Origin of the sequence: Actinomadura sp. WAC 06369, from assembly GCF_003947565.1 — a bacterium.
Taxonomy (GTDB): Bacteria; Actinomycetota; Actinomycetes; order Streptosporangiales; family Streptosporangiaceae; genus Spirillospora; species Spirillospora rifamycini.
On sequence record NZ_QHJN01000023.1, the window covers coordinates 1 to 22418 of the forward strand.

The window sequence follows — 22418 nt, forward strand, 5'->3', positions numbered from 1 at the left end:
ACCTGCTGATGCTCAACGACGTCAGCACCGAGACCCAGACGATCGTCACCGGCTTCCTGCTCATCATCAGCGTCCTCGCGCCTCGCGGGACACGGCGATCAGCCGCGGCGTGAGGACGCTGATGATGAGCAGGAAGCCGGTGACGATCGACTGGGTCTCGGTGCTGACGTCGTTGAGCATCAGCAGGTTGCGCAGCAGGCCGATCACCAGCACCGCGGCGATGACGCCGCCGAGGGTGCCCTTGCCGCCGTCGAAGTCGATCCCGCCGAGCAGCACCGCCGCGATGACGGTCAGCTCCAGGCCGAGGCCGTTGTCGGCGCGGGCGCTGCCGTAGCGGAGCGTGTAGATGATGCCGGCGAGGGCGGCGACGACGCCCGACACCGCGAACAGCACGAACTTGATCCGCTTGACGCGGATGCCGGCGAAGTACGCGGCGTCCTCCTGCGCGCCGATCGCGAACAGCGAGCGGCCGATGCCGGTGGCGTGCAGGACGACCGCGGTCAGCAGCGCCAGGACGGCGAACAGCGCGATCGGGTACGGGATCGGCGTGCCCGGCACGTTGTTCAGCGTCATGTCGGTGTAGGTCTGGGGGAACTGCGACACCGCGCCGGTGCCGAGCGTGACGTAGGCCAGGCCCCGGTAGAGGGTCATCGTGCCGATCGTCACCGCCAGGGACGGCAGCCCCAGCTTCGTCACCAGGAACCCGTTGACCAGGCCGCAGACCAGCCCGACCGCGAGCACGATCGGGATGATCGACTCGATGGCCATGCCGCCGTCCCACAGCTTGCCGGTGAGGGCGCTGCACAGGCCGAGCACGGACGCGACCGACAGGTCCACCTGGCCGCAGACGACCAGCAGCGTCATCGGCAGCGCGATGAGCGCGATCTCCGACAGGTCCCGCAGCGCGAACGACAGGTTTCCGCTGTTGCCGAAGTCGGGCGAGACCCCGATGCCGCCGACGAACACCGCGACCAGCAGCGCCGTGATGGCCGTCTCCCACCGGACGAACCGTCCGGCCGCACCCGTCTTCGAGAGGGAGCGCGCGTCGCTCGTCATGAGTCCTTCCCCTTCGTGACCGTGACCGTCTCGGACCCGGCCGCCGCGGACCCGGCCTTCGCCGCCGCGCCGGGCGCGTCGACCGAATGCCTGGTGCGGGACTTCAGCGCCCGTGCGACGCGCAGCTCCAGCAGCCGGTCCACGCTGATCGCCAGGAGCAGCAGCACACCGGTGATGGCCTGCTGCCAGAACGAGTTGACCTTGAGCACCACCAGCACGCTGCCGATGGTGGTGAGCAGGAGCGCGCCGAGCGCCGCGCCGTACACGGTGCCGACGCCGCCGGTGATCGCGACGCCGCCGACCACGACGGCGCTGACGACCGTCAGCTCCCAGCCGTTGGCGGCGTCGGCGACGACCGTGCCGAACCGGGCCAGCCACAGCACCCCGGCGAGGCCGGCGAGGCCGCCGCTGACGAGGTAGGCGGTCAGCACGCGGCGGCGGATCGGGATGCCGGCCAGGCGCGCCGCCTCCGGGCTCGATCCGATCGCGTAGAACTCGCGGCCGGACGAGTAGGAGCGCAGGTAGTACCCGACCATCAGCATCACGATCACCGTGATGATCGGCAGGTACGGGACGCCGAGGACGCCGCCGGTGCCGATCGACAGGATCCCGTCCGGCACCTCGGACGCGCTGATCTGCTCGCCCTGCGCGATGCGGTACTGGAGTCCCTGGATCACGTACAGCGTGCCGAGCGTGACGACCAGGGCGGGCACCCTGCAGAAGCTGACGAGCAGCCCGTTGACGAGGCCGCAGAGGAGGCCGATGCCGACGCCGAGGGCGACGGCGACGAGGATGTTGGTGTCGCTGTCCGACACGAAGCTGCCGACGAGGAACGCGACGAGCCCGACGGTCGACCCGACCGACAGGTCGATGTTGCGGGTGACGACCACGATCGTCTGCCCGACGGCCAGCAGCACCAGGATCGAGGCGTTGAGGAAGATGTCCTTCACGCCCTGCTCGGACAGGAACCGCGGGTTCGCGATCGTCGTGGCGACGACCAGGACGACCAGCGCCCCGAAGATGCTCAGCTCGCGCGCGCGCAGGATGAAGTCGACGAGGCGGCGCCCTCCCCCCGGCGCGCCGTCCGGCCCGCTGCGGGCCGGGGACTCTGCGAGGACGGTCATGGGTCAGGCCGCCTTTCCGTTGTCGGCGCGGCCGGTCGCGGCGGCCATCACGTTCTCCTCGGTCGCGTCCCCGCGGCCGATCTCGGCGGTGATCCGGCCCTCGTGCATCACCAGGACGCGGTCGGCCATGCCGATCACCTCCGGCAGGTCGGAGGAGATCATCAGGACGGCGAGGTCCTGCGCGGCGAGTTCGGACAGCAGCCGGTGCACCTCGGCCTTGGTCCCGACGTCGATGCCGCGCGTCGGCTCGTCCACGATGAGGACGTCCGGCTCGGTCGCGAGCCACTTGGCGAGCACGACCTTCTGCTGGTTGCCGCCGGACAGGACGCCGACGACGTCGGTGAGCCGCGCGTACTTGAGCTGGAGCTTCAGCGCCCAGTCGGCGGCGCGGTCGCGCTCGACCTTCCGGGAGATCAGCCCGGCGCGGCCGGTCGCGCGGCGCAGCGACCGCAGCTGGGTGAGGCCCATGTTGCGCTCGATGGACATGTCCATGACGAGCCCCTGCTGGCGGCGGTCCTCGGGGACGAGCGCCAGCCCGGCCGACATCGCGGCGGTCGGGCTGCCCGCGGGCAGCGCCTTGCCCGCGACCTCCACGGAGCCGGCGTCCCAGCGGTCCACCCCGAAGATCGCGCGGGCGACCTCGGAGCGGCCCGCGCCGACCAGCCCGGCGAGCGCGACGATCTCGCCGCGCCGCACCTCGAACGAGACGTCGGTGAAGGTGCCCTCGCGGGTCAGCCGGCTCACCTTGAGCGCGACCTCGCCGGGCGCCACGTCCTGCTTGGGGTAGAGCGCGTCGAGGTCGCGGCCGACCATGCGGCGGACGAGGTCGTCGGGCGTGAGGCCCTCGAGCGCCTCGGTGCCGATGTAGGTGCCGTCCCGCAGCGTGGTGACCCGCTGGCAGATCTCGAAGATCTCCTCCAGCCGGTGCGAGATGAACAGGATCGCGCAGCCCTGCTCCTGCAGCGTCCGGGTGACGGTGAAGAGCCGGGCGACCTCCTGCCCGGTCAGCGCGGCCGTCGGCTCGTCCATGATCAGCACGCGGGCGTCCCGGGAGATGGCCTTGGCGATCTCGACGACCTGCTGGTCGGCGATCGACAGGCCGCGCGCGGGCTGCTGCGGGTCGAGCGCGACCCCGAGCCGCTCGAACAGCTTCGCGGTCTCGGCGTGCATCGCCCTGCGGTCGATGCGGCCGCCGGCGGCGCGCGGCTGCCGCCCCATGAAGATGTTCTCCGCGACCGACAGGTCGGGGAACATCGTCGGCTCCTGGTAGATGACGGCGACGCCGGCGGCCTGCGCGTCGGCGGGGCCGCCGAAGCTCACCGGCTCGCCGTCGACCCGCACCTCGCCCGCGTCCGGCCGGTGCACGCCTGCGAACGTTTTTACGACCGTGGACTTGCCTGCGCCGTTCTCCCCCGCGAGCGCGTGCACTTCGCCCGCGTGGAGCTCCAGGGTCACGCCCTGGAGGGCGCGGACGGCGCCGAAGGACTTGCTGACGTTGACCAGGGCCAATGTCGGCGGTGCCGACCGGCCGGGTGCACTCATGGCGACCCTCCTCGCGGGGGACGTCCGAAACGGGACGGTGAAAAACGTTTTAACAGGATGTTGCGGAGGACGGTAGATGTGACCTGATGCACCCGTCAAGAGGGAACATCGGCGAGAACCCGGCGTAACGTCGCGGAAACCTCGGTGTGGCAAGGGACGGCGACGTTTTGAAGATGCCCGGCGTCCGGGTCCGGCCGCCGCCCGCGGGGGCACCCGGCTGTTCATCTCGGGGTTGACACGTTTTAATCGATGACCCAAAGTGTCCGACACCACAACCGGATCCGACGGGGGCGAGAGCGTGAGCACTGAAGGCACCGGGCGGCCGGGCGGCGGCCGCCCCGCTCGGGGGCGCCCCGCCGTGGGCATCAAGCAGGTCGCCGCCCGCGCCGGCGTCTCCCCCGGCACCGTGTCGAACGTGCTCAACCGCCCCGAGCGGGTCGCCGAGGCCACTCGCGCACGCGTCGAGCAGGCGATCGTCGAGCTCGGCTTCGTCCGCAACGGCTCGGCGTCCACGCTGCGCGCCGGGCACAGCAGCACGATCGGGCTGATGGTGCTCGACCTCGCCAACCCGTTCTTCACCGACCTCGCGCGCGGCGTCGAGGACGTCGCCAGCGAGCGCGGCTACGCGGTGATCCTCGCGTCGTCCGCCGAGTCGGACGACCGGGAGCAGCGCAACCTGCGGGTGCTCGCCGAGCAGCGGGTCCGCGGCGTGCTGCTCACCCCGGTCGGCGACGACGGCGCGAACGCCGACGTGCTCCGCGACCGCGGCGTCCCGGTCGTCCTGCTGGACCACCCGACGCCGCGCGCCAACCAGTGCTCGGTCGCGGTGGACGACGTCGCGGGCGGCGAGCTGGCCGCCGGGCGGCTGCTGGACGACGGGGCCCGCACGCTCGCGTACGTCGCGGGCCCGTCCGTCCTGCGGCAGTGCGCCGACCGGCGCAGGGGGGCGCTGCGCGCGCTCAAGGCCGCCGGGCTCGGCCGGGAGGCGATGCGCGAGGTGACCGTCCCGGCGATGAACGCCCGGGCCGGGCAGGAGGCCGCGCTGCGGCTGCTGTCGGACGGCCGCCCGCTGCCGGACGCCGTCTTCTGCGCCAACGACCTGCTCGCGCTCGGCGTGCAGCGCGAGCTGCTGCAGGCCGGCGTGAAGGTCCCGACCGACGTCGCGATCATGGGGTACGACGACATCGAGTTCTCCGCGGCCGCCGCCGTCCCGCTCAGCTCCGTGCGGCAGCCCACCTACCAGCTCGGCCGCATCGCGACCGAGCTGCTGCTCGAGGAGTGCGACGACGAGGGCGCGGGGCACGCTCACCAGCAGGTGATGTTCCAGCCGGAACTGGTGGTCCGCGAGTCCAGCCGGCCCGCGGGGGGCCCGAAGGGGGGTCAGGGGTGAAGATCGCGCTGTTCCTGACGTGCGTCAACGACACGATGTACCCGGAGACGGGCAAGGCGATGGTGCGGCTGCTGCGGCGGCTCGGCCACGACGTCGAGTTCCCGCCCGGGCAGACGTGCTGCGGGCAGATGCACCTCAACACCGGCTACCGCACGCAGGCGAAGCACCTCGTCAAGGGGTTCTCCGAGACGTTCGACGCGTACGACGCGGTGGTGACGCCGTCGGCGTCGTGCGCGGCGATGATCCGGGACTGGCATCCCCGCCTCGCGCCCCGCACCGCGGGCCTGGCGTCCCGCGTCCACGAGCTGACCGAGTTCCTCGTGGACGTCCTCGGCGTCACCGACGTCGGCGCGTACTACCCGCACCGCGTCACCTACCACCCGACCTGCCACTCGCTGCGGATGCTGCACGTCGGCGACCGCCCGCTGAAGCTGCTGCGCGAGGTGCGCGGCATCGACCTGGTCGACCTGCCGGACGCGACCCAGTGCTGCGGGTTCGGCGGCACGTTCGCGCTGAAGAACTCCGAGGTCTCGGCCGCGATGTGCGCGGACAAGGTGACGGCCGTCCGGGAGACCGGCGCGGAGACCCTGTGCGCCGCCGACAACTCGTGCCTGATGCACATCGGCGGCGCGCTCAGCCGCACCCGCGCGGGCGTCCGGACCGTCCACCTCGCCGAGATCCTCGCGTCCACGGAGGAGGACCCGTCGTGACGTCCCAGAACGCGATGCCGACCTACCTCGGCATGCCGTCCTTCCCCGACGCCGCCCGGCGCGCCGTCGCGGACCCGCGGCTGCGCGGCAACCTCGCGCACGCCACCGGCACGATCCGGGAGCGCCGCGCCGACGCCGTCGCCGAACTGGACGACTGGGGCGCGCTGCGGGAGTCGGGCAAGCAGATCAAGGACCACGTCCTGGCGAACCTCGGCCACTACCTGCGGGTGCTCGAGGAGAAGGTGACCGAGGCGGGCGGAACGGTCCACTGGGCGCGGGACGCCGCCGAGGCGAACCGGATCGTCGCCGACCTGGTGAAGGCGACCGGCGAGACCGAGGTCGTCAAGGTCAAGTCGATGGCCACCCAGGAGATCGGCCTGAACGAGGCGCTCGCCGAGGAGGGCATCGCCGCCTACGAGACCGACCTCGCCGAGCTGATCGTGCAGCTCGGCCACGACCGCCCGTCGCACATCCTCGTCCCCGCCATCCACCGGAACCGGTCCGACATCCGCGACATCTTCCGCAAGGAGATGCCGGACGCGCCCGCGGACCTGAGCGACTCCCCCGCCGACCTCGCCGAGGCCGCCCGGCGGCACCTGCGCGCGAAGTTCCTGTCGGCGAAGGTCGCGGTGTCGGGCGTCAACTTCGCCGTCGCCGACACCGGCACCCTCGTCGTCCTCGAGTCCGAGGGCAACGGCCGGATGTGCCTCACCCTCCCCGAGACGCTCATCTCGGTGATGGGCGTGGAGAAGATCGTCCCGACGATGCGGGACCTCGAGGTGTTCCTGCAGCTCCTCCCCCGCTCGTCCACGGCCGAGCGGATGAACCCCTACACCTCCACCTGGACGGGCGTGCACCCCGGCGACGGGCCCCGCGACTTCCACCTCGTGCTGCTCGACAACGGCCGCACCGACACGCTCGCCGACGAGGTCGGCCGCCAGGCGCTGCGCTGCATCCGCTGCTCGGCGTGCCTCAACGTCTGCCCCGTCTACGAGCGGGCCGGCGGGCACGCCTACGGCTCCCCGTACCCGGGGCCGATCGGCGCGATCCTGTCGCCGCAGATCCGCGGCATCGGCTCCGAGGTCGACGCCTCCCTGCCCTACGCGTCGTCGCTGTGCGGGGCGTGCTTCGAGGCGTGCCCGGTCGCGATCGACATCCCCGAGGTGCTGGTCCACCTGCGCGCCCGCGCCGTCGAGGACGGGCCGCGCCACCCGGTGGAGAAGGCCGCGATGACGGCGGCCGGGTGGACGCTGCGCTCGCCCGCGCGGCTCGCGCTCGCGCAGCGCGCCGCGTCCGCGTCCCGCCGGATCGTCGCGCCGCGCGGCCGGATCCGGCGGCTGCCCGGGCCGCTCGGCGCCTGGACCGAGACCCGCGACGCGCCCGCGCCGCCGAAGGAGTCGTTCCGCGCCTGGTGGGCCCGCACCGACGGCGGCCGCACACCCGACCCGGGACACGGCACCGACCCGGCCGGCCCGGGAGGCACGGAGGACGCGAAGCGGGAGAAGGGGGAGGACGCGTGAGCGCGCGCGAGGAGATCCTGCGGCGGATCGACGGAATCGTCCCGGCGCGTCCGGACGCCGAGATCGCCGCCGACTACGCGCGGATCGAGCGCGGCTACCTGCGGCGGCACCACGACGACGGGGTGCTCGACCTGTTCGCCGAGCGCGTCGCGCACTACCGCGCGGTCGTCCTGCGCGCCGCCGAGGCCGACCTGCCGCGGGTGATCGCCGAGCGGCTGGCCGCGCGTCCGGGCGCGCACGGGGTCCCCGGCGACCTGCCGGCGGCGTGGCTCGCGGGCGCGGACGCCGACCTGGTGCGCGACCCGGCCGTCGCCGACCTCGACGGGCTCGCGGGCGCCGTCACCGGCTGCGCCGCCGCGATCGCCGAGACCGGCACGATCGTCCTCGACCACGGGGCCGGGCAGGGCCCGCGGGCGCTGTCGCTCGTCCCCGACTACCACCTGATCGTCGTGCGCGCCGCCCAGGTGGCGCCGGACGTCCCCGAGGCGCTGGAGCGGCTCGACCCGTCCCGTCCCCTGACGATGGTCTCCGGTCCGTCCGCGACCAGCGACATCGAGCTGTCGCGCGTGGAGGGCGTGCACGGCCCCCGAACGTTGGAAGTGGTGATCGCCGAATGAGCGAGAAGGTGTTCGCGGCCGTCGACCTCGGCGCGTCCAGCGGCCGGGTGATGACGGCGCGGGTCGGACCGGACGTCCTGGACCTGCGGGAGGAGCGGCGGTTCGCGAACCGGCCCGTGCGGGTGAACGGCACGCTGCACTGGGACATCCTCGGGCTCTACGGCAACGTTCTCGACGGCCTGCGCGCGCACACGGGCGAGCTGGCGTCCATCGGCATCGACTCGTGGGCCGTCGACTACGGGCTGCTCGACGAGGACGGGAAGCTGCTCGGCAACCCCGTCCACTACCGGGACGGGCGGACCGACGGGGTCATGGAGCGGCTGCGCGCCGAGATCGGCGACGACCTGCTCTACCGGGAGTCCGGACTGCAGTTCCTCCCGTTCAACACGATCTACCAGCTGGCCGCCGACGACCTGTCCCGCGCGCACTCCCTGCTGCTGATCCCCGACCTGCTCGCCCACTGGATGACCGGCGAGACGGTCGCGGAGCGGACGAACGCGTCCACGACGGGACTGCTCGACCCCCGCACCGGACTCTGGTCGACCACGCTGCTCGACCTCGTCGGCGCCTCGCCCGACCTCCTGGCGCCGCTGGTCGACCCGGGCGAGGTCATCGGCCGCATGGGGCCGGAGGCGGGCGGCGAGTGCGGGCACCGCGGCACCCCCGTCACCGCCGTGGGCTCGCACGACACCGCGTCCGCGGTCGCCGCCGTCCCGGCGTCCGGCCGGTTCGGCTACATCTCGTGCGGGACGTGGTCGCTGGTCGGCGTCGAGCTGGACGAGCCCGTCCTCGGCGAGGAGAGCCGCAAGGCGAACTTCACCAACGAGGGCGGGGTGGACGACACCGTCCGGTACCTGCGCAACGTGATGGGGCTGTGGCTCCTGCAGGAGTCGATGCGGGCCTGGGGGAACCCCGACCTGCCCGCGCTGCTCGCCGAGGCCGCGCGGGTGCCGGGGCTGCGCTCCCTCATCGACCCCGACGACCCGGAGTTCCTGCCGCCCGGCGACATGCCGTCCCGGATCGCCGCGCACTGCCGCCGCCGCGGGTTCCCCGAGCCGGCCACGCGCGCCGAGACCGTCCGCTGCATCATGGACAGCCTCGCCCTCGCGCACCGGGAGACGCTGCGCGAGGCGGCGCGGCTGTCGGGCACCGAGGTGGAGGTCGTGCACCTCGTCGGCGGCGGGAGCCGCAACGAGCTGCTGTGCCGGCTGACGGCCGACGCGTGCGGGCTCCCGCTCGTCGCGGGCCCGGTCGAGGCGACCGCACTGGGCAACGTCCTGGTGCAGGCGCGCGCGCACGGCATCGTGGGGAGTCTCGCCGAGATGCGCGAACTCGTCGCCGCGACGCAGCCGCTGCGCCGCTACGAGCCGTCGGCCGATTCCGGCCGCTGGGACGAGGCCGCCGAGCGCCTGCGCTGACGTGTAGCGCCGAGGTGTGGCGCCAACTTATGGCGCCGGGATATGGCGACGTATAGCCTCGCCGTGTGCGCGCGCGGCGAATCATCGGCTGGACGCTCGCCGGCGGCGCCGCGGGATACGCGGCGTCCTGGCTCGCCACGAGCACGGCGATGCTGCTGCTGAGCGAGCGCGCCCGTGCGGGCGTCCACCGTGTCCCCGCGCCGGGCATCGCGAAGTTCGCCCGCGTCGACGACCGCGTGTGGCGCGGCGCCGCCCCGACCGCCGAGGGCTACCGGTGGCTGCGCGCGCAAGGCGTCCGCACCGTCGTCGACCTCCGCTCCGAGGCCCCCGGGGCGCCCGGCCCGGCCGCCCGGGCGTCCGGCATGGCGGTCGTGCGGATCCCGGTGCGGGACGGGCGGACGCCGACGCCCCAGCAGGTGCGGCGGTTCCTGGACGTGGTCGCGGACGCGCGGCGCCCGGTGTTCGTGCACTGCGGGGCCGGGGTGGGACGGACGGGATCGATGGTCGCGGCGTACCTGGTCGGCGCGGGCCGGGCCTACGCGGCGACGGCCGCCCGGCGGAGCCTCGCGTTCGGACCGCCGACGCTCGAGCAGCTCGCGTTCATGCGGGGACTGGACGGCCCGGCGGCGCGGCGCCCGCCGCGGGCGGTGGTCCTCTTCAGCCGGATCGCCGACTCTCCCCGCCGGGCGCGGGCCCGGGCGCGCGGAATGTGACGGCCGGGGCACGGTTTACCCACCACCGGTTGACACCGGCCCCCTTGCGACGCTTGATAGCTATTGGACACGATGGTCAGAAGGAGGCGGATCCGTGCGGCCCCGCGGGGCCCGGGGGCGTGTTCCCCCGACTTATTGACTGATCACCCGATAAGGTGATCCCTGCAATTCTCGGGAACCGCGACGACAAGCATGATCACGGCGTATCGACCGCCTGTCGCTGTTGGGGTGTGGACATGGAGGGTCGTGCCGACCGCGACGCCGGTGCTCAGCCGATCGGCAACGCTCCGCTGGTAGGGCGACGGGACGCGCTGGACGGGATCGGCCGCGCCCTGGACGGCGTCGAGCACGGGTTCGGGTTCCTGGCGCTGATCGGCGAGCCGGGCGTCGGCAAGACGCGCCTGCTGGGCGAGTTGGCGGACGGCGCCGGGGCCCGCAAGCTGCCGTGCCGCGCCGGGCGCGCCGCCGAGTTCGAGCAGGAGATGCCGTTCGGCGCGGTCGTGGACGCCCTCGACGACCTCCTCGAGGACTCGGCCCCCGACCTGCCGGACGCGCAGCTGCGGCTGCTCGGCACCGTGTTCCCGTCCCTGTCGGATCCGGCGGCCGAACCGCCGCCCGCCGGCGGCGACCCCGTGTCGCGGGTGGCCCGCTACCAGCTGCACCGGACGGTGCGGCACCTGCTGGAGCAGCTCGCCGCGCCGTCCGGCCTGGTCCTGATCCTGGACGACCTGCACTGGGCCGACGACGCGACGATCGAGCTGCTCGACCATCTGGTCCGGCACCCGCCGCGCGCCCGGGTGCTCATCGCGGCGGCGTACCGGCCCGCGCAGGCGTCGCCGCGGCTGGCGGCGCTGGTCGACGCGGCCGGGCCGCACGGCACCCGCATGCCGGTCGACCCGCTCACCCAGGGGGAGGTCGAGGAGTTCCTCGGCCCGCGGGTGAGCCCGGCGCGGTGCGAGTCGCTGTACAAGGCCAGCGGCGGCAACCCGTTCTACCTCGAGGCGCTGGCCAGGATGGGGCGCGACGACGTCGCCGGGGGCTCCGGGATCGACGGGACCGACTGGCGCGAGGGCGTCGCCGAGCTGACCGAGGTGCCCGCGGCCGTCCGGACCGCGCTGCAGGTCGAGCTGAGCGCGCTGCCGGAGGAGGCGCTGCTGCTGGCGCGCGGCGCGGCCGTCGCCGCAGACTTCTTCGAGCCGGCGCTCGCGGCGGTGGCCGCCGAGCTGGACGAGCCCGCCGCGCTGGCGGCGCTCGACGTGCTGACCGGGCACGACGTGGTGCGCGCCGGGACGGGCGGGCGGTTCAAGTTCCGGCACCCGCTGGTGCGGCACGTCGCGTACGCGTCGACGGCGGCGGGGTGGCGGCTCGCGGCGCACGAGCGGGTCGCGGTCCGGCTGGCGGAGCTGGGCGCCCCCGCGACGGTGCGGGCCCACCACGTGGAGCGGTCGGCCCGGTTCGGGGACCGGCGGGCGGCGGCGACGCTGGTGGAGGCGGCGCGCTCGGTCGGGCAGCAGGCCCCCGGCACAGCCGCGTACTGGCTGCAGGCCGCGCTGGGGCTGCTGCCGGACGAGCCGGCGGGCGACGGCGACTCGGGCGGCGACTCGGGCGGCGGGCCGGACCGCACAGAGCTGCTGCTGGAGCTCGCGCACGTGCAGGCCGTCAGCGGCCACGCGGAGGAGGGCCGGGAGACCGCGCGGACGCTGCTGGCGCTTCTGCCCGAGGACGACACCGTCCGCCGGGCGCGGACCGTGCACCTGTGCGCGGTGATGGACCGGCAGATCGGCCGCATCCACGAGGCGCGCGCGCTGGTGCTCGACGAGCTGCGCCGCCTCCCGGACCGGCAGACGCCCGAGGCGGTGCTGCTGCGGATCCGGCTGGTCGCCGACCGCATCCAGAAGGCCGATGACCGCGGGTCCCAGGCCGTCCTGGACACCATCCCCGAGAGCGCGCCCGAGTGGGGCGCGGGCCTGACCGCGGCGGTCGCGTCGATGCGGCCGATGGTGTCGTACGTCCGCGGCGAGATCGCCGAGGCGATCGCGTACGCGCGCGCGGCCGACGAGCGGTTCTCCGCGGCGGCCGACACCGACTTCGCCGACTGCCTCGACTGCATCACCTGGCTGGTGTGGGCGGAGCTGTTCCTCGGCATGTACGACAGCGCGCTGCGGCACGTCGACCGGCTCGTCGCGATCGCGCGGCGCACCGGGCAGCTGTACATCCTCGGCTACATGCTGGCCGGGCGGGCCCGCGGGCTCAGCCTGCTCGGCCGGTTCGAGGAGGCCGCGGCCGCCGCCGACGAGGCCGCCGCCGTGGGCCGCGACCTGCGCTCCCCCGAGGTGATCGCCTACGGGGCGACGCAGCGGTGCCTGATCGCGAGCTGGACGGGCGACCACGAGCGGGCGTCGGCCGCCGGGGACGAGGCCGTCTCCTGCGACACCGGGTCGGGCGAGTGGTGGACGCACATGGCGCCCGTCTCCCGCGCGTTCGCGATGATCAACGCGGGGGACCACGCGGCGGGCGCGGAGGCGCTGATCTCCGCGTGCTCGGCCGGCACCGGCGGGCTCGACTTCGGCACGCTGACGGCGTGCGCCGAGTCGCTGGCGCGGGTCCGCGCCGGGCAGGACGACGCCGACGACGCGGCCACCTGGGCGAACATCGCCGAGGAGCTGGCCAACCCGGCGCTGGAGGGGGACGTCGGGCTGGGCCGGCTCGCCCGCGCCCACGCCGTCCGCCTCACCGACCCCGCGCGTGCGGCGGGCATCGCGGGCGAGGCCGCCGCGCTGCTGGCGGCGGCGGGCCGAAGCCCGGAGGCGGGCCGCGCCGAACTCACCGCCGGGATCGCGCACGCCGCCGCCGGGGACCGTCCGGAGGCGCTGGACCGGCTGCGGGCCGCCGCCGCCGTCTTCGACGCCTGCGGCATGCGGGACCTGCACGCCGAGACCGTCCGGGAGCAGCGGCGCCTCGGCGTGCGGGTGCCGGGCGCCGGTGCCGGGAAGGGCGGGCGGCGCGCCCGGGCGAAGGCGTCCGCGGACGCGCCGTACGGGCTGTCGCCGCGCGAGCTGGAGATCGCCGGGCTCGTCGCCGAGGGCTGCAGCAACCAGCAGATCGCCGAACGGCTGTTCCTCAGCGTCCGGACGGTCGAGACGCACCTCACCCGCGTCTTCGCGAAGATCGGCGTCTCGTCGCGGGTCGGGGTGGCGACCGCCATGCAGCGTCCGGAGTGAAGCAACGCCCGGAGTGAACCGACGAGTCCCTTTCCGACTCTTATCTCACGTACGTGGTCACGGGCCGCACGCCTCACGATGCACGTAAGTACGGGTTCTCCACGATGCCGCGCCGACCTCGGCGTTTGGCAGGGTAGGGGCGTCCGGAGCCGGGAGGAAGGCCGCGAAGGAGGTGGGCACCCCATGAAGACGATCAGAACGGTCGACGCGGACGGGATCGCACGTTTCACGCACGACGGCGTCGCCGACGCCGAGGTGTCCGCGCATCCCTTCGCCACCGCCGACGGCCTCGGCCTCGCGCTGACCCGGTTCCGCCGCGCCGGCACCGCCCACGGCGGCACCGACGCCGTCCTGCTGGTGCACGGGCTGACGACGTCCAGCGACATGTACGTCATGCCCGAGCACACGAACCTGGTGAACGCGCTGCACGACGCCGGGTTCGGCGACGTGTGGGCGGTCGACTACCGGATGAGCGCCCGGTTCCCCTACAACGCGGAGACCCACCGCCACACCTTCGACGACGTCGCCCACTGGGACCACCCGGCCGCGCTGGCGGAGATGCGCCGCCACATCGGCGACGGCCGCCGCGTCCACGTCATCGCGCACTGCGTCGGGTCGGTGACGTTCTCGATGGCGCTGTTCGCCGGGACGGTCACCGGCGTGTCCAGCCTGGTGTGCAACAGCGTCGCGCTGACGCCCCGCACGCCGCCGTGGTCGAGGCTGAAGCTCAGGTACGGCCCAGCGCTGATGGAGTACGTCCTCGGCCCGCCGTACGTCGACCCCCGCTACGGGACGTCGCCGGTGATGACGCGCGGCTGGATGCTCGCGAAGGGGATCGCGCCGTTCCACCGCGACTGCGGCGAACCGGCCTGCCACATGCTGTCGTTCATGTGGGGCGGCGGGCGCCCGATCTTCTCGCACGACAAGATGTCGCCGGTCACGCACGCCCGGCTGACCGACCTGTTCGGCGCCTGCAACGTCCACTACTACCGGCACATGCACAGGATGGTGGAGGCCGGACGCGCGGTGCGGTACGCCCCTCGGGACCCGCGGCACGCGGACCTGCCCGTCGACTACCTCGCGGGCGCCGCGGACGTGACGACGCCGATCCTGTTCCTCACCGGAGACCGCAACCACGTGTTCACCGACTCCAACATCGTCTGCCACCGCGCGCTCGAATCGATCACCCCCGGGCTGCACGAGCTGGAGATCCTCCCCGGCTACGGCCACCAGGACCCCTTCATGGGCCGGGCGTCCGACACCGAGGTGTACCCGCGGGTCCTGGACTTCCTCAAGCGGAAGGCGGGCTGAGGGCATGGCGGCGGGAGAGCGGGCCGAGCACGTCGACGCGGTCGTCGTCGGCTCCGGGTTCGGCGGGTCGGTGGCCGCCTACCGCCTCGCGGAGGCGGGGCTGTCGGTGGTGCTGCTGGAGCGCGGGCAGCCGTACCCGCCGGGCAGCTTCCCGCGCTCGCCCCGGCAGATGAACCGCGCCTTCTGGGACCCGGCCGCCGGGCTGTACGGCATGTACGACGTGTGGAGCTTCAAGGGCTGCGACTCGGTGGTGTCGGCGGGCCTCGGCGGCGGGTCGCTGATCTACGCGAACGTCCTGCTGCGCAAGGACGAGCACTGGTTCGTCGACGAGCAGCCGATGCCGGGCGGCGGCTACGAGTCGTGGCCGGTCTCCCGCGCCGACCTGGACCCGCACTACGACGCCGTCGAGCGGATGATGGGCGCGACGCCGTACCCGCTCGACACGGCGCCGTTCAGCGACACCCCGAAGACGCACGCGATGCAGGACGCCGCGGCGGAGCTCGGGCTGCGCTGCGAGCTGCCGCCCCTCGCGGTGAGCTTCGCCGGCGAGCCGGGCGGGCGGCCGGGCGTCGGCCTGCCGATCGCCGAGCCGCCGTACGGCAACCTGCACGGCATGCCGCGCCGCACCTGCAAGCTGTGCGGCGAGTGCGACATCGGCTGCAACGAGGGCGCCAAGAACAGCCTCGACCACAACTACCTGTCGGCGGCCGCGCACCACGGCGCCGACATCCGCACCGCCCGCGAGGTGAAGGCGATCCGGCCCCGTCCCGGCGGCGGCTACGAGGTCGACTACGTGCACCACGCCGACCTGACCGTCCGCCGCAGGCCGGCACGGCAGCCGGTGGAGACGATCACCTGCGACCGGCTGGTCCTGGGCGCCGGCACCTACGGCACGACGTTCCTGCTGCTGAAGTCGCGGTCGGCGCTGCCCGGGCTGAGCGGGGCGCTCGGCTCCCGGTTCAGCGGCAACGGCGACCTGCTGACGTTCCTGCTGAACGCCCGCGACCGCGAGCGCGTCCGGCCGCTGGACGCGTCCCGCGGGCCGGTGATCACCAGCGCGATCCGGCTGCCCGACGAGGTCGACGGCGTCCCCGGCGCGGGCCGCGGCGCCTACATCGAGGAGGGCGGCTACCCGGGGTTCACCGACTGGATCGTGCACAGCCTCGACGTGGGCGACGCGGTCGAGCGGGCGGTGCGCTTCCTGTGGGACCGGTTCGTCGAGTTCTTCAAGGACGCCCCGGATACGAACCTCTCGCGGGAGATCTCGGACCTGATCGGGGACGGCGCGCTGACCGTCAGCTCGCTCCCGCTGCTCGGCATGGGCCGCGACACCGCCGACGGGCGGCTGCACCTGCGGGACGGGCGCCTCGCCGCCGACTGGACGACCGAGACGAGCGAGGAGCTGTTCACCCGCGTCCGCAAGACCATGCAGGGCATCGCGGACGTGCTGGGCGCCGAGTACGCAGACAACCCGATGTGGTTCCGCAAGCGGATCGTCACCGTGCATCCGCTGGGCGGCGCCCCGATGGCCGACCATCCGGGGCGGGGCGTCTGCGACGCCTTCGGGGAGGTCCACGGGTTCCCGGGCCTGTACATCGCCGACGGGGCGGCGATGCCGGGCCCGGTGGGTCCCAATCCCTCCCTGACGATCGCCGCGCACGCCGACCGCATGGCGACGCGGCTGCTGGAGGGCGCGACCCGCGCCGTCTCCGCGCCGGGGGGCGCGGAGGCGGCGGGGGACCCCGTTCCGGTCCTCACGGGGGCCGAGCCGGTCGGGGGGTCGACCGGCTCGCCGGATCGGGCGGGGAACGGCGCGGCGTACGCGCCGGAGTCGGGGAGCCGCGGCGGTGCCAGGGGACCGTCCGCCGCGGCGTCCGGCCGTACGCCGCCGCCGCTCGATGCGGCGGACCCCGCCGCGCCCGCGCCCGCGCGCGCCGGGGCGGCCGGCGCCGAGGCGACCTCGCTGTCGTTCACCGAGACGATGAAGGGGTTCGTCACCTACGGCGTCACCGAGCCGCGCGCCGGGGCGGTGCACCCGGGGCGCGAGCCGCTGTCGTTCCGGCTGACGATCACGGCCGACGACGTGGACCGGTTCCTGGCCGAGACCGAGCACGAGGCGCGCGCCGAGGGCTGGCTGGACGCCGCCGCGCACGGGGGCCGGCGGCCCGTCCGGTGGGGGCGGTTCAACCTGTTCGCGCCGACCGGCGACGAGGACCGGCGGCTGATGAAGTACCGGCTGTTCTTCACCGACGGCGAGGACCGGCCGCGCACGCTCACCGGCCGCAAGAACGTGCTGCACGGGCCGCCGACGCGGATCTGGCCCGACACCTCCACGCTGTACGTGCGGCTGCTGGAGGGGCACGTCCCCGAGGACGCCGAGGCGGACGCGGCGGTCGTCGCGGCGGGCGTCCTGCACATCGAGCTGGGCGACTTCGCGGAGCAGCTCACGACGTTCCGGACGTCCGGCCCGGACGGCGCGGGGAAGCTGCTGGACTTCGCCCGGTTCTTCGCCGGGGAGCTGTGGGAGGTGTACGGCCCCGAGTCCGATTAGGGGCCGTCCGAGGACGGGTGCGGGCCGAGGGAACTGCGGGGTGCTCTCGGCCCGTGCCTCTTTCCCGGGCGCGCCGGACGCGCCGGACGCGCCGGACGCGCCGGGTGCTACAGGTCGCCCGCGTCGCGGGCGGGGCAGTCCGGGGGGCAGTTCGCGGCGTGCTCGGGAAGCCGGCGCACGAACATCGTCAGCATCCGCCGGAAGACGAAGCCCAGGAGGGGCCCGGTGCCGGGGACGAGCGGTTCGAACGTCGCCCGCCACCGCAGGTCGGTCCCGGTGCCGTCCTCGTGCTCCTCCAGGTGGACGTCCGAGCGGTACCGGCGGACGGGCAGCCCGGACAGCGCGATGTAGGAGAAGCGCGTGTAGGGCTCGAAGGCGACGGTCTGCTCCTTGGCGGGCCAGATCTGCTTGACGCACCCGACCCCGTACGTGGTGGTGTCGCCCTTGCGGACCTGGCGGGCGGGCGTCGGGAACGGGCCCCACGCGCCCCACGCCTCCGGAACGGCGAGGTGCCGGAAGAGCACCTCGGGCGCGGCGGTCGCGGTGGCGGCGACCTCGATCTCCTGCGGCATGCGTGCCTCCCCGGATGGCGGTCCCCGGCACCGTACCGCGCCGGACCCGCGGCGTCAGCCCTCGCCGCCCCGCCGGCCGCCGGGCCGCTCGCGGGCCCGGAACGCGGCGGTCTTGACGCGGTTCTGGCAGGCGGTGGAGCAGAACCGGCGGGTGCCGTTGCGGGACGTGTCGACGTAGACGCGGTCGCAGCGGGGCGCGGTGCAGACGCCGAGCCGGTCGCGGAACTCGCCGCCGAGGACGATCGCGAGCCCGGTGGCGCACGGGGCGGCCCAATCGGCGGTGAGCGTGCCGCCGTCGCCGTGGAAGTGGACGTGCCAGGGTTCGCCGTCGTGGCGTGCCAGGCGGGGCCGGGCGCGGGTCTCGTCGAGCAGCCGGTTGACCTGCCCGGCGGCGGCGTCCAGGTCGCCGGCGGCGACGCCCTCGAAGACCGCGCGCAGGTCGCGGGCGACGGCCGCGAGCTCCTCGGCCTCGGCCGCGTCGGCCCGGGGGCGTTCCGGGCGCAGCCCGCGGAGCACGTTCGACGCGGCGGCGAGCCGGTCGGCGGGGGCGGGCAGCAGGTAGGGGCGGCCGCGCCGCTCCCCCTCGGTCAGCTCGTTGACCAGCTCGACGGCGGCTTCCACGACCGCATCGGTGTGACTGTTGAAGTCCACTTGACCAGTTACGCCTTCCCGTTTAGCTTGTAACTATCCAAAGGCTATACGACAGTTACGGGAGAGGTCATGACGCTGCTCGACCGGGAGACCGCCGACGCGTGGATCGCACGCTGGGACGTCCAGCAGGAGGGCTACGTCCCCGACCGCGAGGAGCGGTTCACCGCGCTGATCGACGCGCTGGAGGCCGCCGCCGGACGGCCCGACCCGCTCGTCCTCGACCTCGGCTGCGGGCCCGGCTCGCTCGCCGCCCGCATCCTGGACCGGCTGCCCGCCGCCACCGTCGTCGCGGTCGACGCCGACCCGCTGCTGATGGCGCTCGGCCGGGCCGCGCACGCGGGCCGGGACGGGCTGCGGTTCGAGGAGCTCGACCTGCGCGACGCCGGCTGGGCGGCGCGGCTGCGGCTCGACCGGCGGGCCGACGCCGCCGTCAGCACCACCGCGCTGCACTGGATCTCCGGCGCGGAGCTGCGCGTCACCTACCGCGAACTGGCCGCGGTGCTGCGGCCCGGCGGCCTGTTCCTCAACGGCGACAACCTGGCGGCCGAGGACGCCGCGCCCGGCCTGGCCCGGCTGGAGACGGCGCTGCGCGAGCGGGAGCGCGCCCGGCGGTTCGCGCCGGAGGGCGCGGGCGCCCCGGAGGACTGGGAGCAGTGGTGGGCGGCGATCGCGGCGGACCCGGCGCTCGCCGGGCTGCTGGACGAGCTGGGAGGGCGGGGCTGGTACGAGCGGGCGACGGCGCTGTTCGTCGCGTCGGCGGTGCGGGACGAGGCGTCGATCGCGCACGTGCTGGCCGCGACGCGCGACCCCGACGCGTGGATCTCGCAGCAGGCGGTGCGGCTGTCGGTGCGGTACGCGCCGGGGCCGGAGGCGCTGCTGGAGAGCCTGCTGGACGCGCCCGCGGCGATCCGCGCGGCGACGTACCGGGCCGTCCGCAAGCACCGGCGGCGCGACCTCGCGGACGCGCTCCTCGGGCCGGTCGCGGACCGGTGGGGCGAGGACGAGGCGGCGTCGCTGCTGCCCGCGTGCGGCCCGGAGGTCGCGGCGGGACGCCTCAGGGCGCTCGCGCACGCCGTCCCGAACCGGCACTCGCTGGGACGGGCGCACCCCGCGGCCGTCCTCGACCACGCCGAGGAGAGCCTGCGGGCACTGGCGGAGGGCGCGCGGGCGTCCTGGTGGCAGTGGCACGGGACGGGCGTCGCGGCGGCGGTGGAGCACGACCCGGCGCGCGTGGTGGGGCTGCTCGAGGAGTACTGGCACACCGGCGACCTGCCATGGGCGCTGCTGCCCGGGGTCGGGCGGCTGCTGGACGCGGAGCCGGAGCGGACGCTGCGGCTGCTGCTGGCGGACGGGCGGCGGGCGGGGGCGCTGGTGCGCCGCCGCGCGGTGCGGGAGCGGATCGTCCGGATCGGCGGGGACGCGCTCGCGGAGGCCGCCCGGGCGGTCCGGGGCGACGAGCACACGCTGCGGCTGCTGCTGAAGGCGGTGCCGCCGAGCGAGCGGGGCGCGCTGTTCGACACGGCGATGCGCGGCGTCGACCTGACCGCCGCCGTCCTCGGGGACGCGCTGCTGGACGTCCTGCCGCGGGACGTGCGGGTCCGGGAGGCGCGCCGGATGCTGGGGCTGCGCGCGGTCGCCGACGATCCGGCGCAGGTGCGGCGGGTGACCGCGTTCCTGCCGTTCGAGGAGGCGCGCCCGGTGCTGGCCGAGCTGATCCGGCGGCCGGACGCCGAGGAGCGCGCGGCGGGGTACGCGCTGCTCGTCCGCTGCGCGGGCCGCGAGCGGGACCCGGAGGCGCTGGGCGCGCTCCTGGAGTCGTTCGACCGGCTCCGCAACGAGCAGGACCCGGTCCGGCTCAGGGCGCTGGACGCGCTGGCGTCGGTCCCGGAGGGGCTGCTGCGCGCCGGGCACGCCGAGTCCGTCCGCCGGTTCGCCGAGGACGCGCTGGACGCCCGGGACTGCTCGTACACGACCCGGCAGAAGCTCGCCCAGATCGCGGTGGCGTTCGCCCGGCAGGGCGCGCTGCGGGACGAGGGCGACCTGGCGGTGTTCGGCGTCGGGCTGCTGGAGCGGGTGGTGGGGCACGCGGGGTTCGCGCACCTGCCCAGGCTCGACCGGGGGCTGCCCCGCGGGCAGGAGCACCGGCTCGTCGAGCATCTGGCGCCGCTGCTGGAGCGGGACGCCCGCCGCGACGACCACGCGCTCGCGCTGGCGCTCGTCCGGGCGCTCGGCCGCCGCGCCCACGGGGTGCCGGTGCTGCAGGACGCGCTGGAGAAGGCGCTCGACGCCACCGACGACCGGACCATCACCGCCGCGATCGCGCTGTGGCTGGAGCCGCCGGGGACGCGCGGCGAGCGGGTCGAGCGGGTGGTGGGCAAGGACCCGTCGGCCGTCGCGGTCCCGGCGGTGCTCGCCGCGATCGCGTCCGAGCGCACCGACCTGCTGCACCTGGTGCTGTCCGGGAACGCGGCCGGGCGGTTCCAGCGCGACGACGTCGCGTACGTCCCGCGGGCGGAGGGCGCGTGGACGCGGCGCTGGACGGCGCGGCAGCACGCCGCGTACCTGCGGCTGCTGGAGCGGGCGGCGGGCGACGAGGGCGCCGCGGAGTCCGCGCGGGCCGGGGCGGTCGCGGCGATCGCGGCGGTGCCGGGGACGGGCGCGGAGCGGCTGCGCCCGTACCTGGAGTCGGACGACGCGCACCTGCGGCGGGCGGCGCTGAGCGCGGCGCCGTGGACGTCGTCGCCGCAGGACGTCCTGCCCGATCTGCTGGCGCGGGCGTCGTCCGACGACGCGCACGTCGCCGTGTACGCGGCGGGACGGGCGGCGCGGTTCGTCCGGCCGAGCGCACTGGGGCCGCTGCTGCGGCCGGTGCTGGCGGACGGCAAGATCACCGCGCGGAAGGAGGCGCTGCGGATCCTGCTGCGGACCCGGGTGCCGGACGCGCTGTCCGTCGCCGCGGAGGCGTGGGACGACCCGCGCCAGCACCGGGACGTGCGCGCGGCGATCGCGTCGGCGCTCCGCCCGTACATCGCCGACCCGGTCGCGCGGCGCGTCCTGGCGGAGGCGGCGCAGGGGCCGCGGGACCTCGCGCGGCAGGTGCTCGGCGGGTGGCCGCACGAGATCGAGGAGCGGTACCGGGCGGAGTACGCGGCGCTGATCGTCCGGGTGGCCGGGTCGGACGACCCGGAGGCCGCCGACGGGGCGCTGGAGGTGCTGGGCCGGTGGGCGCCGTGGGCGCCGGAGGTCCCGGGGCTGCTCGCGGGCGTCCTCACCGATCTCGGGGAGACGCGCCGCTGGCGGGCCGCGATGCTCGCGCTGCTGGGCTGCGTGCGCGAGGGCCTGGGCGCGGACGAGCTGGGCGCCGCCGTCGCGACGCTCGCCGGGACGGGCGACGGCGCGAACGCCGAGGCCGAGCGCGACCTCCCGGCCGCGCAGCGGCTGGCCGCGCTGGTGTCGGCGATCCGCGGCGGCGCCGCGCGGGACCGCGCGGCGAGCGAGCCGGCGCTCGCCGCGGTCGCGGGGCGGCTCCCGGTGCCGCTCGCGCTCGAGCTGTCGGCCGCGACGCTCGACTGGGACGCCGACGAGGACGAGGTGGACGACGCCCTGGACGCGCTCGCCGACGGCTGCGCGGGACTCGGCGCCCTCGCCGCCGCGGCGGTCGCCGAGGCGCTCGCGGGCGGCGAGGACGACGACCTGCACTACGGCTACGTCGTGCCGGACGTGCCGGACGCCGAGGACGTCCACCCGCACGCCGCCCGGCTCGCGGCGCGGGGCGACCTCGCCGGCGGCCTGTTCGCGTGCGCGCTCGCCGAGCTGCACGGCGACGAGGCGGGCTGGCCGCGGGAGTGGCGGTCGCTGCTGCGGGAGCTGCGCGCCCACCCGGAACCGGACGTGGTGTTCACGGCACGGAGGATCCACACGGCCGAGGAGTGAGGCCGCCCGTACGGCTCGTCCGCCGGCATCCGCGCACGTCCGGCCGGGCGCCCGCGGAGGCCGGCGAACGCGCCCCACGGAACGATCTT

At 75.1% G+C, this 22418-nt stretch carries 15 protein-coding genes; 10 read left to right on the plus strand and 5 right to left on the minus strand.

Going from position 1 to position 22418, the window contains the following annotated elements:
* Positions 1-66: 66 nt before the first annotated feature.
* The 3 genes from DMH08_RS08905 to DMH08_RS08915 are packed head-to-tail and all read right to left on the minus strand — an operon-like array spanning position 67 to position 3722.
* Entirely contained in the window at positions 67-1056 is a 990-nt protein-coding gene (locus DMH08_RS08905; protein ID WP_125612933.1) for an ABC transporter permease, read from the minus strand.
* Entirely contained in the window at positions 1053-2180 is a 1128-nt protein-coding gene (locus DMH08_RS08910) for an ABC transporter permease (RefSeq protein WP_084550911.1), read from the minus strand. Before DMH08_RS08910 ends, DMH08_RS08905 begins: the two co-directional genes overlap by 4 nt.
* A gap of 3 nt (positions 2181-2183) precedes the next feature.
* Entirely contained in the window at positions 2184-3722 is a 1539-nt protein-coding gene (locus DMH08_RS08915) for a sugar ABC transporter ATP-binding protein (protein ID WP_026404643.1), read from the minus strand.
* A 298-nt stretch (positions 3723-4020) separates the two neighbouring features.
* On the opposite strand from DMH08_RS08915, the gene DMH08_RS08920 reads away from it, so the two are divergent.
* The 9 genes from DMH08_RS08920 (at position 4021) to DMH08_RS08960 (ending at position 17173) form a co-directional block, all read left to right on the plus strand.
* Positions 4021-5112 (plus strand): LacI family DNA-binding transcriptional regulator, encoded by a 1092-nt coding sequence (locus tag DMH08_RS08920; protein WP_125612935.1) that lies wholly within the window; start codon positions 4021-4023, stop codon positions 5110-5112.
* Positions 5109-5822, plus strand: a complete 714-nt coding sequence (locus tag DMH08_RS08925) for a (Fe-S)-binding protein (RefSeq protein WP_026404645.1) — start codon at positions 5109-5111, stop codon at positions 5820-5822. The genes DMH08_RS08920 and DMH08_RS08925 overlap by 4 nt, the downstream gene beginning before the upstream one ends.
* A gap of 32 nt (positions 5823-5854) precedes the next feature.
* Complete coding sequence (locus tag DMH08_RS08930) at positions 5855-7342, plus strand: LutB/LldF family L-lactate oxidation iron-sulfur protein (protein ID WP_199747700.1); 1488 nt, start codon at positions 5855-5857, stop codon at positions 7340-7342.
* Positions 7339-7959, plus strand: coding sequence for a LutC/YkgG family protein (locus DMH08_RS08935; RefSeq protein ID WP_026404646.1), 621 nt, complete (start codon positions 7339-7341; stop codon positions 7957-7959). The genes DMH08_RS08930 and DMH08_RS08935 overlap by 4 nt, the downstream gene beginning before the upstream one ends.
* The gene (locus DMH08_RS08940; RefSeq protein ID WP_125612937.1) at positions 7956-9377 is read left to right on the plus strand and encodes a rhamnulokinase; all 1422 of its coding nucleotides are present in this window, start codon (positions 7956-7958) and stop codon (positions 9375-9377) included. Before DMH08_RS08935 ends, DMH08_RS08940 begins: the two co-directional genes overlap by 4 nt.
* 65 nt (positions 9378-9442) lie before the next feature.
* Positions 9443-10090, plus strand: coding sequence for a fused DSP-PTPase phosphatase/NAD kinase-like protein (locus DMH08_RS08945; RefSeq protein ID WP_233617490.1), 648 nt, complete (start codon positions 9443-9445; stop codon positions 10088-10090).
* A gap of 236 nt (positions 10091-10326) precedes the next feature.
* The gene (locus DMH08_RS08950) at positions 10327-13311 is read left to right on the plus strand and encodes a helix-turn-helix transcriptional regulator (RefSeq protein ID WP_026404648.1); all 2985 of its coding nucleotides are present in this window, start codon (positions 10327-10329) and stop codon (positions 13309-13311) included.
* Positions 13312-13494: 183 nt separating this feature from the next.
* Positions 13495-14622 carry an alpha/beta hydrolase gene (locus tag DMH08_RS08955; RefSeq protein WP_051301255.1) on the plus strand — a complete coding sequence of 376 codons (1128 nt, stop codon included), beginning with the start codon at positions 13495-13497 and terminating at the stop codon, positions 14620-14622.
* Positions 14623-14626: 4 nt separating this feature from the next.
* Positions 14627-17173, plus strand: coding sequence for a GMC oxidoreductase (locus DMH08_RS08960; RefSeq protein WP_125612939.1), 2547 nt, complete (start codon positions 14627-14629; stop codon positions 17171-17173).
* A 107-nt stretch (positions 17174-17280) separates the two neighbouring features.
* Here DMH08_RS08960 and DMH08_RS08965 read toward each other — a convergent pair whose 3' ends face one another.
* Both DMH08_RS08965 and DMH08_RS08970 read right to left on the minus strand, forming a co-directional pair.
* Positions 17281-17745, minus strand: a complete 465-nt coding sequence (locus tag DMH08_RS08965; protein ID WP_026404651.1) for an SRPBCC family protein — start codon at positions 17743-17745, stop codon at positions 17281-17283.
* Positions 17746-17799: 54 nt separating this feature from the next.
* On the minus strand, positions 17800-18396 hold the full coding sequence (locus tag DMH08_RS08970; protein WP_125612941.1) for a CGNR zinc finger domain-containing protein: 597 nt from the start codon (positions 18394-18396) through the stop codon (positions 17800-17802).
* A gap of 69 nt (positions 18397-18465) precedes the next feature.
* Here DMH08_RS08970 and DMH08_RS40920 point away from each other — a divergent pair, with 69 nt between their 5' ends.
* Complete coding sequence (locus tag DMH08_RS40920) at positions 18466-22329, plus strand: class I SAM-dependent methyltransferase (protein ID WP_199747697.1); 3864 nt, start codon at positions 18466-18468, stop codon at positions 22327-22329.
* Positions 22330-22418: the final 89 nt, after the last annotated feature.